The organism is Listeria valentina (assembly GCF_011800755.1).
In the GTDB taxonomy this organism is placed as follows: domain Bacteria; phylum Bacillota; class Bacilli; order Lactobacillales; family Listeriaceae; genus Listeria; species Listeria valentina.
Map to the genome: position 1 here is coordinate 22,308 of NZ_JAATJW010000021.1, position 16,516 is coordinate 38,823.

The 16,516-nt window shown below is 41.8% G+C and carries 19 protein-coding genes and 2 tRNA genes; all 21 read right to left on the reverse strand.

Going from position 1 to position 16,516, the window contains the following annotated elements; genetic code table 11:
* Positions 1 to 177 precede the first annotated feature (177 nt).
* A complete protein-coding gene (locus tag HCK02_RS06870) occupies positions 178 to 453 on the reverse strand; it encodes an HU family DNA-binding protein (RefSeq protein ID WP_036072540.1) in 276 nt (91 codons plus the stop codon).
* A 402-nt stretch (positions 454 to 855) separates the two neighbouring features.
* Entirely contained in the window at positions 856 to 1,842 is a 987-nt protein-coding gene (locus tag HCK02_RS06875; RefSeq protein ID WP_167629341.1) for a tyrosine-protein phosphatase, read from the reverse strand.
* A 175-nt stretch (positions 1,843 to 2,017) separates the two neighbouring features.
* The gene (locus HCK02_RS06880; protein ID WP_167629342.1) at positions 2,018 to 3,034 is read right to left on the reverse strand and encodes an NAD(P)H-dependent glycerol-3-phosphate dehydrogenase; all 1,017 of its coding nucleotides are present in this window, start codon (positions 3,032 to 3,034) and stop codon (positions 2,018 to 2,020) included.
* A 21-nt stretch (positions 3,035 to 3,055) separates the two neighbouring features.
* Entirely contained in the window at positions 3,056 to 4,366 is a 1,311-nt protein-coding gene (der, locus tag HCK02_RS06885; protein ID WP_167629344.1) for a ribosome biogenesis GTPase Der, read from the reverse strand.
* A 150-nt stretch (positions 4,367 to 4,516) separates the two neighbouring features.
* Positions 4,517 to 4,607 (reverse strand) — tRNA-Ser (locus HCK02_RS06890).
* A 13-nt stretch (positions 4,608 to 4,620) separates the two neighbouring features.
* A tRNA-Asn gene (locus HCK02_RS06895) sits at positions 4,621 to 4,692 on the reverse strand.
* Positions 4,693 to 4,796: 104 nt separating this feature from the next.
* Positions 4,797 to 5,273 (reverse strand): SprT family protein, encoded by a 477-nt coding sequence (locus HCK02_RS06900; protein ID WP_167629346.1) that lies wholly within the window; start codon positions 5,271 to 5,273, stop codon positions 4,797 to 4,799.
* A gap of 1 nt (position 5,274) precedes the next feature.
* A complete protein-coding gene (locus HCK02_RS06905; protein WP_167629348.1) occupies positions 5,275 to 7,431 on the reverse strand; it encodes a Tex family protein in 2,157 nt (718 codons plus the stop codon).
* Positions 7,432 to 7,507: 76 nt separating this feature from the next.
* On the reverse strand, positions 7,508 to 8,113 hold the full coding sequence (locus tag HCK02_RS06910) for a PP2C family serine/threonine-protein phosphatase (RefSeq protein ID WP_167629350.1): 606 nt from the start codon (positions 8,111 to 8,113) through the stop codon (positions 7,508 to 7,510).
* Between the two features lie 2 nt (positions 8,114 to 8,115).
* Positions 8,116 to 8,886, reverse strand: a complete 771-nt coding sequence (sigB, locus tag HCK02_RS06915) for an RNA polymerase sigma factor SigB (RefSeq protein ID WP_167629352.1) — start codon at positions 8,884 to 8,886, stop codon at positions 8,116 to 8,118.
* Positions 8,864 to 9,334 carry an anti-sigma B factor RsbW gene (gene rsbW, locus HCK02_RS06920; RefSeq protein WP_167629354.1) on the reverse strand — a complete coding sequence of 157 codons (471 nt, stop codon included), beginning with the start codon at positions 9,332 to 9,334 and terminating at the stop codon, positions 8,864 to 8,866. Before rsbW ends, sigB begins: the two co-directional genes overlap by 23 nt.
* Positions 9,321 to 9,662, reverse strand: a complete 342-nt coding sequence (locus HCK02_RS06925; RefSeq protein ID WP_167629356.1) for an STAS domain-containing protein — start codon at positions 9,660 to 9,662, stop codon at positions 9,321 to 9,323. The genes rsbW and HCK02_RS06925 overlap by 14 nt, the downstream gene beginning before the upstream one ends.
* A gap of 58 nt (positions 9,663 to 9,720) precedes the next feature.
* Positions 9,721 to 10,737 carry a PP2C family protein-serine/threonine phosphatase gene (locus HCK02_RS06930; RefSeq protein WP_167629358.1) on the reverse strand — a complete coding sequence of 339 codons (1,017 nt, stop codon included), beginning with the start codon at positions 10,735 to 10,737 and terminating at the stop codon, positions 9,721 to 9,723.
* 20 nt (positions 10,738 to 10,757) lie between these two features.
* Positions 10,758 to 11,168: an anti-sigma regulatory factor gene (locus HCK02_RS06935; protein ID WP_167629360.1), complete on the reverse strand. Its 411-nt coding sequence runs from the start codon at positions 11,166 to 11,168 to the stop codon at positions 10,758 to 10,760.
* Between the two features lie 2 nt (positions 11,169 to 11,170).
* Positions 11,171 to 11,527: an STAS domain-containing protein gene (locus HCK02_RS06940; protein WP_167629362.1), complete on the reverse strand. Its 357-nt coding sequence runs from the start codon at positions 11,525 to 11,527 to the stop codon at positions 11,171 to 11,173.
* A 4-nt stretch (positions 11,528 to 11,531) separates the two neighbouring features.
* Positions 11,532 to 12,374 carry an RsbT co-antagonist protein RsbRA gene (locus tag HCK02_RS06945; protein ID WP_167629364.1) on the reverse strand — a complete coding sequence of 281 codons (843 nt, stop codon included), beginning with the start codon at positions 12,372 to 12,374 and terminating at the stop codon, positions 11,532 to 11,534.
* A gap of 261 nt (positions 12,375 to 12,635) precedes the next feature.
* Complete coding sequence (locus tag HCK02_RS06950) at positions 12,636 to 12,980, reverse strand: type II toxin-antitoxin system PemK/MazF family toxin (protein ID WP_115751838.1); 345 nt, start codon at positions 12,978 to 12,980, stop codon at positions 12,636 to 12,638.
* A gap of 4 nt (positions 12,981 to 12,984) precedes the next feature.
* A complete protein-coding gene (locus tag HCK02_RS06955; RefSeq protein ID WP_167629366.1) occupies positions 12,985 to 13,263 on the reverse strand; it encodes a CopG family ribbon-helix-helix protein in 279 nt (92 codons plus the stop codon).
* A 216-nt stretch (positions 13,264 to 13,479) separates the two neighbouring features.
* Entirely contained in the window at positions 13,480 to 14,601 is a 1,122-nt protein-coding gene (alr, locus tag HCK02_RS06960) for an alanine racemase (RefSeq protein WP_167629367.1), read from the reverse strand.
* A gap of 4 nt (positions 14,602 to 14,605) precedes the next feature.
* Positions 14,606 to 14,977, reverse strand: coding sequence for a holo-ACP synthase (gene acpS / locus HCK02_RS06965; protein WP_167629369.1), 372 nt, complete (start codon positions 14,975 to 14,977; stop codon positions 14,606 to 14,608).
* On the reverse strand, positions 14,970 to 16,364 hold the full coding sequence (hemG, locus tag HCK02_RS06970; protein ID WP_167629371.1) for a protoporphyrinogen oxidase: 1,395 nt from the start codon (positions 16,362 to 16,364) through the stop codon (positions 14,970 to 14,972). The genes acpS and hemG overlap by 8 nt, the downstream gene beginning before the upstream one ends.
* Positions 16,365 to 16,516 lie beyond the last annotated feature (152 nt).

The window sequence follows — 16,516 nt, forward strand, 5'->3', positions numbered from 1 at the left end:
TTATAATAACAATAACTTAAATGAACGGCTTTTACAATTCTTTTATGTGTTTTTAGTGAAAAAACTGAAAATTTATTTTCACCAAATTTATTCCCATCCAAGTTGAACTTAGCCAACAAAAAACCCGCTTGCACAGACGTGCAAGCGGGCAGCTAGTTGGCTTAAAGTTGTATGTAATTATTTCACAGCATCTTTAAGCGCTTTACCAGGTTTGAATGCTGGCACTTTGCTAGCTGGGATATCGATTTCTTCTTTCGTACGTGGGTTGCGACCTTTACGAGCAGCACGTTCACGAACTTCAAAGTTACCGAAACCAATTAGTTGAACTTTTTCGCCTTTAGAAAGTTTTTCTTGAACAGTTTCAAAAACAGCTTCTACAGCTTTAGCAGCATCTTTCTTAGAAAGTTCCGCTTTTTCAGCTACGCTATTTACTAAATCAGTTTTGTTTGCCATTGTTTATTTCACCTCCCTCAAAGGATAATCCAAAATAATCAGGTCTTAATTATTATTTGGTTTTTCTATTTTCCCAAACTATCTTTATCTGTAAGAGATTTTCTGCTCCATTAAGACCGAAACGGCTCTAAAACACGCTTTTGCAGTATTTCTGATAAAAGATTATCACATAATCATTGATACTGCAAGGTTTAACCCCAAATTGACACCAAATCTTCACATTAACTCGTTTAAAAATAAACACCTAAACGTGATAGTACCAACCTGTTACCCAATATACTAACTGGGAAGTCCTCGAATAGCAAGCAAAACCACCTTTTCGCGAAAAAATGGTTCTTTTTTCATAAAAAATACGCAAAAAATAAGCTCATTACCTGAAAACTATAGGTTTCTGCGCCTACTTTATTCTAACAACTGAGCTTGTAAATTTTGCTTCATTTCAGGTGTAATCCCTACTTCATTTTCCAAAAACAGATCGACAGAACCAGAAGTTCGTTTCATCTCATCAAAAGCAATTGTCAAATAACTTGGCCGCGCCTCTGCCATCGGTCTGAAAGTTTCAAGCGTCACTTGTTTCTCTTGTCCCGAAAATGAATTTGCAAGCGCCCCCACTTCTTCAAGAATTTGCTCCGTAAAGTGATTGGTGATCGCATAATCCTGAAAAATCGTTTCTTCCGGAATATCTAGCAAATGGAGCAAAAGCGCAGCGAGAATTCCCGTCCGATCTTTTCCAGCTGTACAGTGGAATAAAAAAGGAGTTCCTTGTGGCTTGAGTAACGCATTAAAAATAGTGAAATAATCACTTGTAGAGTGAACAAAAACCTTATAACTATCTCCCATAAGCGGCTCATAAACCGTTTCATCAGCAGGAAGCTCCAGTTTGGTTTCTTCACTTAGTTCGTTTTTGGCTGCGCCAATAGGAATATTTTCATTTAAAATGCCCGAAATAGCAGGTGTTGGTGCAGCTTTCACTTCTGCTGCACTGCGCAAATCGCAAATCCAGTGGATTCCAAGCTCTTTCAACTGATTTTCACCCGCTTTTGTAAGTTTAGCAAGGCTACCAGAACGATAGAGTTTTCCCCACTTCACACTTTTCCCAGTACGGTTTACATATCCGCCTAAATCACGAAAATTAAATACATCTGGCACGTCTAGCACTCGCTCAGCTGCTATTTTCATTTCTCCATTCGGCTTTTCAAGTATAAAATAAGTTCGCTTCTCGGGCTCAATCATCGCTTGAAAGGAGTTTTCTCCATTTTGAATGACTGCTAGCTCGTTTGCCGTTTCATCTTTCCCAGGGTGAAAGCTCTCATAAAGCACTGTTCCAGTAGGCGCTTCGTCCACTTCCCAAGAAATCAGATAGTGATTATCCTCTCGTATTACATTCATGTTTAACAGCCTCCTTCATTCTTTTTCATTTTAGCATAATCCTATAAATTTTTTCATAAACGAATTAAAATTGAACGGTAAAAATACACCTTTCTCAGCCTCTTTGACACAACTTTGACAAATCTTCATCCATAAAAAAACCTTTCACGGCTTACGAGCCGTGAAAGGTTTTAAGTCAAAAAGTCTCTTTTTCTTCTTTTTTCTTCCGTCCCATTAGTGAATCCACAGCTTCTGCAGGATCCTTATCCGAAAATAGGACTTCATAGATAGCTTTTGAAATCGGCATATCGATCTTAAGCTCCTTAGCCCAGCCAAACACAGCTTTAGCCGTCCGAACGCCTTCAACAACCATTCCCATGTCAGCAAGTACCTTATCCAGTTTCTCGCCTTGTCCAAGCTTATTTCCAGCTCTCCAGTTGCGTGAGTGGACACTTGTACAAGTGACGATGAGATCTCCAATTCCTGTAAGCCCATAAAACGTTTGCGGATCAGCACCAACAGCAACTCCAAGACGCGTGATTTCAGCCATTCCGCGAGTCATGAGTGCTGCTTTCGCATTGTCTCCGTAACCAAGACCATCAGAAATCCCAGCGCCAAGCGCAATAATATTTTTCAAAGCCCCGCCAATTTCTGCCCCAACAACATCTCGATTCGTGTAGATTCGCAAGTTGTTATTGATAAATACATCTTGGACGATGCCCGCAAGCTCATCATTTTCACAGCTTGCACAAAGTGTGGTTGGATGCCTTTCAGCCACTTCTTCCGCGTGACTTGGACCAGAAAGAACGACGATCCCCTTTCGCTTCTCGAGGGAAATTTCTTCAGCAATCACTTCAGACATGCGTAGATTGGTTTCAGGCTCAATTCCTTTACTAACATGCACAATGATTTGTGGCTCAGAAAGAACCGCATCCACTTCACGTGCCACTTCACGCATGGCGCTTGTCGGAACAGCCAATACGACTAAATCCGCATCAGCTAGTGCTTCTGTAAGTGAAAGCGTTGCACTAAGTCCATTTGGCAATTGAATTTCTTTTAAATAGTGTGAATTGTGATGATCTTGGTTGATTTCATTTACAATCTCTTCACGATTTCCCCAAAGCACCGCATCATGCCCGTTATCACTTAAAGCCATTCCAAGCGCTGTTCCCCAGCTTCCAGCTCCCAAAACAGCTACTTTTTGTTTCATCACGAAAATCATCCTCCTAAAAGCTTACTTGCGTTTACGTGGTATTACACGAATTGGAGTTCCTTCAAACGGAAATGCCTCACGAATTCGATTTTCCAAAAAGCGTTCATATGAAAAGTGCATTAGTTCAGGTTCATTCACAAATACAACAAATGCAGGCGGCTTCACCGCTACTTGCGTCGTATAGAAGATTTTTAGTCGCTTACCCTTATCCATTGGAGCTGGATTCATAGCAACCGCATCACTAATAACATCATTCAGCATGCTAGATTGCACTCGAAGCGAGTGGTTTTCGCTTACTTGATTAATCAGTGGGAAAATGTTCGTTAATCGTTGCTTCGTTTTAGCGGACACAAAAACAATCGGTGCATAATCCAAAAACTGGAACTGCTCCCGGATGTCTTCTGTAAAAGCCTTCATTGTTTTCTCGTCTTTTTCAATCGCATCCCATTTGTTTACAACAATAATGATTGCTCGACCGGCATCGTGTGCATAGCCAGCAATTCGTTTATCTTGTTCGCGAATCCCTTCTTCGGCATTTAAGACGACTAAAACAACATCCGAGCGTTCAATTGCTCGCATGGCTCGTAGCACACTGTATTTTTCAGTGGTTTCATAGACTTTGCCTTTTTTTCGCATCCCTGCTGTATCGATCATCACATATTCTTGCCCGTCAAAACTGTAACTCGTATCAATCGCATCCCGCGTTGTTCCCGCAATATCAGACACGATCACGCGATCTTCTCCAAGAAAAGCATTAACAAGCGAGGATTTTCCAACGTTTGGACGACCAATCAAGGAAAACTTGATAACATCATCATCATATTCCGTTTCTTCTTCACTTGGAAAATGCTTCCGTACCTCATCTAGCAAATCCCCAAGGCCAAGCCCATGCGACCCCGAAATCGGGTAAGGCTCTCCAAAACCAAGCGAATAAAAATCATACACTTGATCGCGCATTTCAGGATTATCGACCTTATTTACTGCCAAAACAACAGGTTTTTTCGAGCGATATAAAATTTTTGCCACTTGCTCATCCGCATCCGTGACGCCTTCACGCCCATTTGTGATAAAAATAATGACATCTGCCTCGTCAATCGCAATTTCTGCTTGGGCACGTATTTGTTCTAAAAACGGTTCATTCGAAAGGTCGATCCCTCCCGTATCAATAATATTGAACTCTTTTCCAAGCCATTCAGCCGTATTATAAATTCGGTCTCTTGTCACTCCCGGAACATCTTCAACGATCGAAACACGCTCTCCGACGATCCGGTTAAAAATAGTAGATTTGCCGACATTTGGACGGCCTACAATCGCTACTACCGGTTTAACCATCTATGTTCACCTTCTTTTTCATTCCTAGTTTATTAGACTTTCTTAAGTGTATCAGTAAATCGGCGGCACCGCAACGTAAAACTTATCTTTTAGCGGCGCAACTAAAAAGCTTTACCTCGAGAAAGGCAAAGCTTCGTTTTACATAATTAATGGCGGAGAAAGAGGGATTTGAACCCTCGCGCCGCGCGAACGACCTACACCCTTAGCAGGGGCGCCTCTTCAGCCACTTGAGTATTTCTCCACAAAAGTAAAAACTCCACAGGTAGGACTCGAACCTACGACCGATCGGTTAACAGCCGATTGCTCTACCACTGAGCTACTGTGGAATAAATCTACTCTCATTATAATAATGAATAATTAAAAAAGCAAGAAAAAGTACTGTTCCTTCGAGCTAAAAAGCTCGCAAAGACAACCTTCTTCTTGCCGAATTTTACTTTTCATTGAAACTCCCTTGCATAACCACTTTCCTGCCCAAGTAAGCAAGCTTCCCGCCACATTTCCCACAGCGATAGCGACTTTCATTCATTTTACGTTGCCGCATAAATTTAGTTTCACATTGCACACATGAATATTCATGCAATTTCGTTTCCCGCTCAATGGGCTTGCAAAACCGAGGCGCATCCACTTGACGCAGTAAATTCCGAAAATCTGCATCACGATGCTTATAACCCTGATTTTCCAAATGGAGATGATAATGGCAGAGCTCGTGTTTCATAATTTGGATGAATTCTGTCTCGCCAAACGTGGTGAGGTAGCTTGGATTCATTTCAATGTCGTGCGAACGAAGTAGATAACGCCCACCTGTTGTGCGCAGGCGCGCATTAAATCGTGCTTGATGGCGGAAAGGCTTCCCGAAATTTTCTTGCGAAACGTTTTCCATCAAAGCTTGCAGTTCCGCATTTTCCATTTTATAACGCATCCTTTGGTGCAACCATCGAAAGGGCAATCCGATTTTTCTTCAAATCTACTTCATCCACCCAAACGGTTACGATATCGCCAACGGAAACAACATCCATTGGTCGCTTCACAAACGATTTGCTCAGTTTCGAAATGTGAACGAGCCCATCTTGTTTAACGCCAATATCCACGAAAGCGCCAAAATCGACCACATTCCGAACGGTCCCTTCAAGCTGCATCCCCGGCTTCAAGTCTTCCATCTTGATGACATCTTGTTTGAGCATCGGTTGTGGCAATTCATCACGTAAATCACGTCCTGGCGCAATCAAATCCTGAATAATATCCTGAAGGGTTTCTTTTCCGATTTCAAGCTCTTGCCCCATTTCGAGTACATTTGCTTGCTGCAGTTCAGCTTTTAGCTCAGCCGTCCCAATCGCATCAAGCGTAAACCCGAGTTTCTTGATTAACTGTTCTGCCGCTTTATAGCTCTCTGGGTGAATCGCGGTTTTATCGAGTGGGTTCTTTCCTTCAAGAATTCGCATGAAACCAATACTTTGCTCGTAAGATTTCGCACCAAGGCGTGGCACTTTTTTGAGTTCTGTTCGAGCAGCGAATGGACCATTTTCTTCACGATATTTGCGGATATTGCTGGCTACCGTTTTATTTAAACCAGCTACGTATTGCAAAAGCGCCGCCGAAGCCGTGTTCACATTCACGCCTACTTGGTTAACAGCCGTTTCTACAACAAAGGTTAACGCACCGCTCAGTTTTTTCTGAGAAACATCATGTTGATACTGGCCCACACCAACCGATTTAGGATCAATTTTCACAAGTTCTGCTAGCGGATCTTGGAGACGTCTTCCAATAGAAACCGCACTCCGCTCTTCCACTTGATAATCAGGAAACTCTTCACGAGCAATTTCACTCGCCGAATAAACACTAGCCCCTGCTTCATTAACAATCGTATAAAGCGCGTCACTCCCCGTTTCATGTAGCAAATCCGCAATAAATTGTTCCGTCTCACGCGAAGCCGTACCGTTCCCAATCACGATCACTTCGACACCGTACCGCTTCAAAAGCTCCGTCACTTTAGCTTTCGCCTCCGGTACGCGCCCTTTTCCAGTATGTGGATAAATCACGCCAATTTCTAGAACTTTTCCGGTAGGATCAAGAACCGCGAGTTTGCAGCCGGTCCGAAAAGCCGGGTCGACGCCAAGAATCACCTTCCCTTTAAGCGGCGGTTGAAGTAGCAATTTTCGTAAGTTCAGCGAAAAAATTTCGATAGCATGATCTTCTGCCATTTCTGTCAGCTCCGAACGAATTTCACGTTCCACAGCTGGCGCAATAAAGCGCTTATAAGCATCCCAAATCGCTTCCCGCACAAGCACGACCGATTCATTTTCCTTCTTGGGCAAATTATGTTCTTCCAAGTAAGCATGAATTTTAGTCGCATCAATTTCAATCGAAACGCGAAGTACATCTTCTTTTTCCCCGCGATTAAAAGCGAGCACACGATAAGGCGCTGTTTTTTGAATCATTTCCTGATACTCATAATACATTTCATAAACCGCTTTTTCATCCACAGCATTTTTCTTTTTCTCCGTATGAATCATCCCAAATTTCCGTGTGAAATTCCGAATCCATTCCCGGTATTCCGGCTGATCGCTAATTTCTTCCGCAATAATTTCGTGTGCCCCGAGTAGCGCCGCTTTCGTATCGGCAACTTCTTCAGACAAATAGCCTTTCGCTTCTTCTTCCACACTCGCATCTGAAAAAGTCCATAAAAATTTCGCAAGCGGTTCAAGACCTTGTTCTTTCGCGATCGTCGCTTTAGTTCTTTTCTTTTGCTTATACGGCCGGTATAAATCTTCCAACTTTTGTTGTTGGTCCGCCTTTATAATTTGTTCCCGCAACTCATCGGTCAATTTCCCTTGCTCTTCAATCAACCGCAAAACTTCTTCTTTCCGCGTTTCCAGTTTCAGTACATAATCATACGTTTCTTCAATTTCGCGAATCGCCACTTCATCCAGGCTGCCCGTATTTTCCTTCCGGTAACGCGCAATAAAAGGAACCGTATTTCCATCTTCAAGCAATTTGATCACCGCATCAATTTGCGTTTGTTTATAAGCTAATTTTTTATAAATAAAAGGCATCACACTTTGTTCCATTTGGTTTCTCTCCTCATTTCTATCATTGTACTATTCATGAAGCAAAAAACTGCCACTTATCCGTGGCAGTTTTGAATCAATCTAAAAATTTCCCAACAATAAAGCTAACATCATCTTCGGGAACGCTTGCAATTTGACGTTCAATCCGATGGCCCGTATGTAAAGCATTCAGCGAGCTATCTAGATATGATCGAACCTTCCGAAGCTTAAGTCCATCCGAGTGAATCAGGAATTTACTGCCCGGCAGATAGTGGAACTGCTTGAGTTTAAAAAGTTGCTTTCTCCCCGATAAAAAGCCCATCGTCGAAAGCGGAAAACTCATTTTCCCTGCAGCTTCCATAAAATAAAAGCGAATATTCCCGGTTCCTGTGTATGTAAGCGTCTGTTTATCAAAATTAACCCGAATCATAGCCACTGCTGCCCCTCTAAGCCCGGAAACGGCTTGATTGCACTTCTCCATCAGCAAATCGAGTTCCTCTGCCGGATCGCTTTTCACCGCATCGATCACAGCTTTTGCCGATTGATGTGCTTCAATTCCGCTTCCAAGCCCATCTGCTAAAACGCATAGAAATTCATTATCAGGTAATTCCGTAAAAAAATACATATCCCCTGAGTACTGCTGCAAAGCCTTGGACCGCTGGAACGTAAACAACTCAACATACGTCTTGATAATGCTCGACATAGTTAGTCCACTTCCTCATTTTGCAAGGCTTCGCGCAGCTTTTTGATCGCTTGACGTTGAATTCTAGAAACATGCATCTGCGAAATATCCAGCAGTTCACCCGTTTCTTTTTGGCTACGGTTCTCAATAAACGTATATTGTAGAATTTTTTGTTCGCGACTATCCAAAATAGGCAATACCTTTTCGAGCAACATGCGCTGATTCACTTGCTCAAAGCCACCATCATCATTTCCGACAACATCGAGAAGTGTAATCGTGCTCCCATCCGAATCCGCTTCAATGGAATGATCGACGGAAAGCGCTTGGTAGCTTTTTCCCATTTCCATCGCTTCAAGGACTTCTTCTTCAGAAGCACCAATATAAGCGGCGATATCCGAAATTTGTGGAGAATCTTGCATCTCCCGTGTTAATTCTTCGACTGCATTTTTAATTTTAGGTCCGAGTTCTTTAATCCGTCTCGGTACATGAACGCTCCATGTTTTATCACGTAAAAAGCGTTTAATTTCACCAACAATCGTTGGTACAGCAAAAGCTTCAAAGCTCTTGCCAAATTCGGGATTATATCTTCTGATCGCACCAAGTAATCCGATGTTTCCTACTTGAACGAGATCTTCATGAAAAGATTTCCCTTGTGAATATTTTCTCGCAATGGATTCGACTAAATTTTTATAATGAACGACAAGTTGATATTGGGCTTCTTCATCCCCTGTCTTCTGAAACGCTTCGATCCATTCATAAACTTTTTCCTTATCAGGTTGAGACACTTTCTGCATTCTCCTCCACCTGCTTTTCATTAATATATTTAGTCATTAAAACGGAAACTCCGTCTTCCGAATAAAATTTCACATCATCCATTAAAGTTTCAATCAAGAACAGACCCAGTCCACCGATTCGCATCAAATTCGCATCTTCATCTGCTTCATATGGTCCACTTTCTTTTCTTTTGGCTTCCGGATCAAAACTTTTTCCTTTATCGCTCACAATTACATCCAGTTTATCCGAATAAATATGGAATTCAATTTTTACTTCCCCATCTGGTTTTTCCTTGAATCCATGGCGAATAGAATTCGTAATGGCTTCGCTGATTGCAATTTTCAGGTCTTCAATTACTTCATATGAAAAACCTGCTTGGCTAGCAATTCCAGAGAGGGCCAGCCTTCCAAGACTTACAAATTCAGGCTTGGCCGGCACATTTAGCTCGATTTTATCATATGTTGCCATTCGTTTCACCTTCTATATTTTTAATTTCAATGATTTCTGATAGTCCAGTAATTTCAAACAAGCGATACAACCTTTCAGAAAGTCCAATAAGAATGAGCTCACTGTTTTTCGTTCGCAAGTTTTTAAAGAGACCAACAAAAACGCCTAAACCCGTGCTGTCCATATAACCAACATCGGATAAATCGACTTTGAGCGTGAAGTTCTCTCTATTTTGATAACCGTCAAGTGCTTCTTTCAATTTTGGTGCTGTGTAGGCATCTATTTCTCCTGAGATAAAAGCTTCGACTTGCTCGTCGCCTCTATCTACTATCTCGATATTGATCTTCATTTTTTGTCACCTCATTAAAAATTGGTATACGAGTGGCATTACCCGATCTCGACAACGCTCAAACTTCTTTTTTTCGTTTAATTACAATTAAAGTAAAATCATCATGAAGCTTAAAGTCTTGCAACTTGAGCAGATGTTCATAAATTGCATCAGCCATTTCCTGCGCTTCTAGCTTCATGTATTTTTCAAAAATAGTGAGCAGTTCCGGTCGTTCTAAAAAGCCCTCATACGTTCGCGTCTCTGTGACACCATCTGACATGATAAAGATCACATCCTCGGGTGCGACTGCTCTTTCAAACTTTCGATACTCGACTTCTTTATTAATGCCAAGCGGCAAGCCTCGAGCATATAAATCGGAAAAACGATTCGTCTTCGCTTCATAAAAAACACCTACTTCGTGTCCTGCAGAAGCATATTCAAATCGATGTAGCGCTTTCCGGTAAACCCCATAAAACATCGTGATGAACATATTGTCATTAATGTTTTCTTCTGCCACCTTATTAAGTAGCTTTAGCACATAGCTCGGATCCTCATGTTCCTCCGCAATTCCGGGAAGCGCATATTTGATCATCGAAATGCTAAATGCTGCTGGGATGCCTTTTCCAATGACATCAGAAAGTGCGATGCCGATATTTTCTTTTTTACCATCTAAATCCAAAAACGCATAGTAGTCCCCGCTCATTTGTCTGGCAGCCTTACTTATAACACCAAAATCGAGTTCGGTGCCTGTTGGCAAATCCGCTTGAAGAAGTGTTTTTTGCATCGATTCCGCTTGTTCAATTTCATTTTTTAAAGCACGCTGTTCTGTTCGCAAACTGATATGTTCTAAATAAGCAAGTCCATAGCCAACCATTGTCTCTAGTAAAACATCAAATGACTTTTTAACATAATCAGGCATGTTCTTATCATATTTTTCAAGGGCAGAACGATGAATATTGATAATTTCTTCAGGCGGAATACTCTGATCCATGGCTTCTTTTGTTAATTTTTCACAGTCATATAAAATGGCTTCGTCTTGATGCTCTAAGTAATCCATTAAAATCTCGTCATACTTCGCCTCAAATTGCTCATTCATCACTTAAAGCCTCCCCGTTATTACCGTATCCATTTCATTGCTGTAATAATCGTTCCCTTTTCTTCTCCGCTTGTTTTAGATTCGATATCAAAGCTATCCATCAATCGCTTCACACCTGGAAGGCCTGCTCCAAGTCCACCTGATGTTGTATACCCATCTTGCATAACTTTCCGAATATCTAAAATTCCTGGTCCTTGATCTTTAGCGACTATCTTTAAACCAAGTCTTCCTGCTTCATTAATTTTCAAGATGCAAATCTCTCCCGTTTTTGCATATAAGAAAATATTTCGGGCTAATTCGCTGATCGCCGTTGTAATCCGGGCTTGATCTACCGTACCAAACCCAATTTCTTTGGAAATGTTTCGCCCTAATTGCCTAGCAGAAACTATGTCCCATTCATCTGTTATTCTTACACAGGATTGGAATGTCATTTTCATTCCCCCAATTCCTGTTTTAATTTTTCTAAGCCACTTTCTAAATCCATAGCCGAAAGAACTCCTTCAAAAGTAATTCCGAGCTCAACCAGTGTAATGGCTACAGCAGGTTGTATTCCCGTGACAACTACACGCGACCCCATGAGTTTTGACATACTGACTACATCACCTAGAATCTTTGCAATGAAAGAGTCGATAAAATCAATTGAAGTAATATCAATCACAACACCGCGTGCCGATGTTTCATGAATTTTCGCAAGAAGATCTTCCTGAAATTCAACTGCAGTATGGTCATCAAGCTCACTTTGAATTGAGATAAGTAAGCATTCGCCTAATTTTAAAATTGGAATCCCCATAGTTTCACCCCTCTTTTTGTGCTATTTCTCTATTTGTTAAAGCCAGTGCTCGTTCCATTCCCTTCTGCAAGGTGTTTGTTGTAATCAGCTGCTCTAAGTTAATACCAAGATTAACAATCGTTTGAGCAATTTCTGGTCTGATTCCAACAAGCATAGGTTTTGAGCCAACTAAGCGAACAGCTTCTGCCGCTTGAATAATATGATGAGCGACCATCGTATCTACAATGGGAACACCCGTAATATCAATTAGCACCACTTCTGAACGGTGCTTCACAACACCAACAAGTAAACTCTCCATAATTTGTCTGGCGCGTTCTGTATCTATTGTACCTACAAGTGGCATGACAGAAATATTATCAAAAATCGGCAAAAGTGGTGCCGATAATTCCTGCAAGGCTTGCCTTTGTTGCGATACCGTTTTTTCCCAAGTTTCTGCATAAGCAGTTACAATTTTGTTATAGATCGAAGCAAGCCACTTTTCAAAACGATAGTAAGCATCATCTTCCGGATTATCTTCACGTTTAAAGAAAAGCTCTTTTCCGCGCATTCCCTTATACGTAAGCAAAGCAAAGTTATGAATGCCTGTCGTGATGAAGTGAATCGGCCAACCAAGTAGTACTATTTTTTCAGCGAAGTCTTTCAGTTTTCCGTGAAATTCAGCTTGATTTTCGGTTCCATCTATTTTGCTTACCAATAAATCGATGAATTCTCGTGTTGTTTCTTCATACATTTCGTCAGTTGCAACGCTTGCAATTTTTGGATCTTCCTGCTTTTTCATTTCTCTGATCCAAGCTTCTAAAAGTTCTGCTTGGTTTTCGCGAATAAAATCGGCAAAATCTGAATACATGCTGTTCTGCTACGCCTCTCTTTCTTCCCTCTTTACTGTTTTTTGTTTGAAAAAACCTGACAAAAGAAAACAAGCCTATCTGAACCTAAAGTTCTTGTCTCTTATGCCAGGTAAATCAGACATTCATTATGTGAGCAAATCTAAAATATGTACTTAACCCGAATAAAACCTGTCATTCAAAATTTCCTACGCAGGTTCTGCCCTTCTCCATCATCCTCAATTCGCACTTTTCATCTCTCACGATAAACGAATAGATACTGGTTAAAATTCGATCATCCCTAGACTAATTTCTAAGGCGTGATTTACTTTCTCCATTAATTCATCATCCAGATGTGTGATCTTATCTGTTAATCGCTGCTTGTCGATTGTTCGAATTTGCTCAAGCAGAATCACAGAATTTCGATCAAAGCCATCTTTTTTTGTAGCTTCAATATGCGTTGGCAGTTTTGCTTTTTGAATTTTCGCAGTAATCGCTGCGACAATTACAGTTGGACTGAAACGATTTCCAATGTCGTTTTGAATGATGAGAACAGGCCTCGTTCCCCCCTGCTCGCTCCCGACCACGGGGGAAAGATCTGCGTAGTAAACATCACCACGCTTAACCAACGGCCTAACCTCCTAATATTTCGATATTCTTATGTTCTGCTTCTGACTCTGCATGGGTGCATTCGCAAGCAATTGCAAAATTGATTTTTGCCATTTCAATGTAGCCTTGTTCCATCTCTACACGAACTTCGCGCGCTTTTTTACGCTTCAAAAATTCTTGCGTCGCTTCCATGATTACTTCACTCCGCTCCACTTTTTCTTTTTGCACAAATAAATCAAGTTCCTCAAGCAAATCTTGTGTTAGAGATACAGAAATCTCTGTTTGCTGTTTTTTTTCTAACACCTCTTACACCCCCAAAGTTGCATTGATACCATCTTGCTCCATGTATCTATCGTACCATTCTAAGAGTTATTAGAAAAGCAATTTCTCGTTTTTTTTCAGCCGAAAATCAAATTTTCCAACCATACATTCAGGTAATCCGGCTGACGCAGATGCACTTAGAAGGTCCTTGCCTCTTCATTATAAACGCCTTTTACTGGAAAAGCACGGATAGCGGTTTTAGTCCAAGTATTTTCTTGGGACACGAGCCGAAAGCGCGCAGGTAATTTCATAATTAATGGTCCGAAGATACTCTGCAGCGTCTGTTGCAGTCCGTTTTAAAGAACCGCTTTGTCCAATTAATGTCACAACCGTTCCCACTGGATAATAGCGATCTAATCGAATAATGACTTGATCCATACATACTCGGCCGATAATTTCAGCGGGCGTGCCGTTCACTAATACTTGATAACCGCTAAACAGGCGAAGCCATCCATCTGCATAACCAATTGGAAGCGTTGCAACCCATTCTTCTTGTTTCGCTTCATAAGTTGCCCCGTAACTCACATGATCTCCTGGATGCAATTTTTTCACTTGCGCTATTTTAGTATAAAGCGACAAAGCTTCTTTAAGCTCATAAGGAAGCGAATCTGCAATCTCGACAGACGGCGTAAGACCATACATTGCAATGCCGAACCGAATCATATTGAAATCTGCTTGTGCGTGAAGCAGTGCAGTCGCGGAATTCGCCGCATGCACATATCGGGGTTTCTGATCAAGCTTGAGAAGTACAGAACGAAACTTATGCAGTTGTTTTTCAAAGTAGCTTGTTTCTTTTTGGTCAGCTGTTGCAAAGTGCGTGTAGATTCCTTCGAATTCAAGCCGAGGATCTGCTTCAATCTGTTCGATAGCGAAAAAGACTTCTTTTTCCGTTTGAAAACCAAGCCTTCCCATTCCCGTATCTACTTTCACATGCAATTTAAGTGGCTTGTCCGGAAGAGACAATCCTTCAAAAAACTCTTCATTGTAGATGGTAATGGAAATATCTTGCTCGGCCGCGAAGGCTGCATCTTCTTTAAAAATCGCGCCAAGCACCAAGATTGGACACGTAAAACCAGCTTCCCGCAAATAAAGAGCTTCATCTAAAATAGCCACACAAAAACCCGTGGCTCCTGCTTGTTCCGCGGCTTTTGCGACTTCTAAAATACCATGTCCATAAGCATTTGCTTTTACGACAGCAAAAATTTCCGTTCCAGCGGGCAAAAGTTGTTGTTCATTTCGAATGTTCGCTTGGATGGCCTTTAAATCCACTTCAATCCATGTTGGGCGATGCACACCTGTATACGTTCTCAGTTCACTCATGATTCTAGCTTCTCCTTTCGTTTGCTTCAATAATCACTTGTGCTGCTGCTGACCTCCCTGTATGGGTGATGCTTACAAAAACAAATTCCCCTTGCTTCCTTGGCTGCATGAAACAAGGCTCCCCATTTTCTCCCGTTAAAATTTCAACGTCTGTGAAGCTCAATTCCTTGCCGAATCCAGTTCCACTTGCTTTTGCATATGCCTCTTTCGCGGCAAAACGCCCTGCCAGAAATTCAATTTGCCTAGACCCCCTGTAGCCCTGAAAAAGCGCTTCTTCCTTTGGTGTTAAAATCCGTTCAACGAAGCGTGGGTTCCGTTCCAGAACCGCCTTCACTCGATCTAAATCTATCATATCGAGTCCGATTCCTTTAATCAACTTTATTCACCTCTTCAGCCATTTGTTCTGCCGCATTTCTTGCTTGTCTGATACAATCGGGAATTCCTACGCCATCATAGCTCATTCCAGCAACATGCACGCGGGGATAGTTCATAGCAAGGTTCTTCTTAAATGTCGCAAGTCGCTCTAAATGCCCCACATCATATTGTGGCATCGCGTGCGGCATTCGGCTCACTTCCGCAAACAAAGGGATTTCCGTTAGCCCCATCATTTCTTTATAATCAGCCAAAACTATATCGATTAATTCCTGATCTGACTTCGTTTCGATCCAATTTTCGCCAGCTTTTCCAATGAAGCCACGCAATAACATTTTCCCATCTGGAACCATATGCGGCCATTTTTTGTGTACCCAAGTACATGCGGTCGTCCGGTAATCGTGAGTACGCGAAACTAAGTAGCCCGTTCCTTCTTTTAAAGAAGCCGCATCAGTACTTTCATAAGCAAGTGAAATCGTTGCAAGTGTAGAAAGTGGACGATTTTCAAATGGAGCAGCCGTATCCACGTCCAGAAGCTTAAGCACCACATCGTGTGTTGCCGCAATCAAGACGGCATCCGCTTCCTCCCGCGAACCATCTGCGAACAAAATGCTGTAGCCAGTCCCCTTTCGTTCTAGCTTGAGCGCTTCTTTCCCAGCATGCAAGGAATCACTTGGAAGTGCCCCAACAAGCGCATTCGGCAGTTCGGAAAGTCCGTTTTTTAAAGTCCTAAAAGCTCCCACCGTATTTTTCGTTCCCGTTGTTTGCATATTGACCTGTGCCGGCTCCTGCAAGCCTGTCATTAAACTACCACTTTTTTCAATCGCCTTCTCAAACTGTGGAAAAGTCGCTCGCAAACTCATATTATAGATGTTTCCAGCATAAATCCCCGATAAAAGAGGTTCGATTAAGCCTTTTACAAGCTCTTTCCCAAAGCGCGCTTCAAAGAATTCCCCCAGTGAAGTATCGTTTTGAATCGGCTGATACGGGCGTGTTTTTTCTTGTAGGGCGTATGCTTTTCCAGGTTCCGAAATTAATTTACTCGCAGCAAGCGCCGTTTCATCCGTCGGAATCCCCATAACCGAGCCTTCTGGAATCGGAAATAACCCGCTGCCGTTATAAATAAAGGACCTCCCCGTTGCATTTGCAATGAGTTCGCTACTAAGTCCAAGTTCGTCAACTAACTGAACCCCCGCTTTTTTTCTTGCAAGAAACGAGTCAGGGCCTTTCTCAATTAAAAACCCGTCGCGTTTCACTGTTTCAAATTTCCCGTTAAAATGTGATTCTTTTTCGTATAAATCAAAACTTATATCTTCTTGTCCCATCTTGTGAAGCGTATAAGCCGCCGATAAACCGGAAAGTCCACCGCCGATGATCACTATGCGTTTCATTCTTTTCAGCACCTCTCTGTTAACCATTTTTGCTCTCCTATTTTAGCACAAAAAAAAGAAAGCCTACAAAGAATATGAACCACTCTCTGTCAAGTAGACAGAGGAAATATAAAAAATATTCTCCTAGATTAAATCTAGGAGTTTTTTATATG

Coding starts and splice junctions, on each gene's coding strand:
- HCK02_RS06870 (WP_036072540.1), bottom strand. CDS start 453: ATGGCAAACAAAACTGATTTAGTAAATAGCGTAGCTGAAAAAGCGGAA.
- HCK02_RS06875 (WP_167629341.1), bottom strand. CDS start 1,842: ATGAATGTAATACGAGAGGATAATCACTATCTGATTTCTTGGGAAGTG.
- der (WP_167629344.1), bottom strand. CDS start 4,366: ATGGTTAAACCGGTAGTAGCGATTGTAGGCCGTCCAAATGTCGGCAAA.
- HCK02_RS06900 (WP_167629346.1), bottom strand. CDS start 5,273: ATGGAAAATGCGGAACTGCAAGCTTTGATGGAAAACGTTTCGCAAGAA.
- HCK02_RS06905 (WP_167629348.1), bottom strand. CDS start 7,431: ATGGAACAAAGTGTGATGCCTTTTATTTATAAAAAATTAGCTTATAAA.
- HCK02_RS06910 (WP_167629350.1), bottom strand. CDS start 8,113: ATGTCGAGCATTATCAAGACGTATGTTGAGTTGTTTACGTTCCAGCGG.
- sigB (WP_167629352.1), bottom strand. CDS start 8,886: ATGCAGAAAGTGTCTCAACCTGATAAGGAAAAAGTTTATGAATGGATC.
- rsbW (WP_167629354.1), bottom strand. CDS start 9,334: ATGGCAACATATGATAAAATCGAGCTAAATGTGCCGGCCAAGCCTGAA.
- HCK02_RS06925 (WP_167629356.1), bottom strand. CDS start 9,662: ATGAAGATCAATATCGAGATAGTAGATAGAGGCGACGAGCAAGTCGAA.
- HCK02_RS06930 (WP_167629358.1), bottom strand. CDS start 10,737: ATGAATGAGCAATTTGAGGCGAAGTATGACGAGATTTTAATGGATTAC.
- HCK02_RS06935 (WP_167629360.1), bottom strand. CDS start 11,168: ATGACATTCCAATCCTGTGTAAGAATAACAGATGAATGGGACATAGTT.
- HCK02_RS06940 (WP_167629362.1), bottom strand. CDS start 11,527: ATGGGGATTCCAATTTTAAAATTAGGCGAATGCTTACTTATCTCAATT.
- HCK02_RS06945 (WP_167629364.1), bottom strand. CDS start 12,374: ATGTATTCAGATTTTGCCGATTTTATTCGCGAAAACCAAGCAGAACTT.
- alr (WP_167629367.1), bottom strand. CDS start 14,601: ATGAGTGAACTGAGAACGTATACAGGTGTGCATCGCCCAACATGGATT.
- hemG (WP_167629371.1), bottom strand. CDS start 16,364: ATGAAACGCATAGTGATCATCGGCGGTGGACTTTCCGGTTTATCGGCG.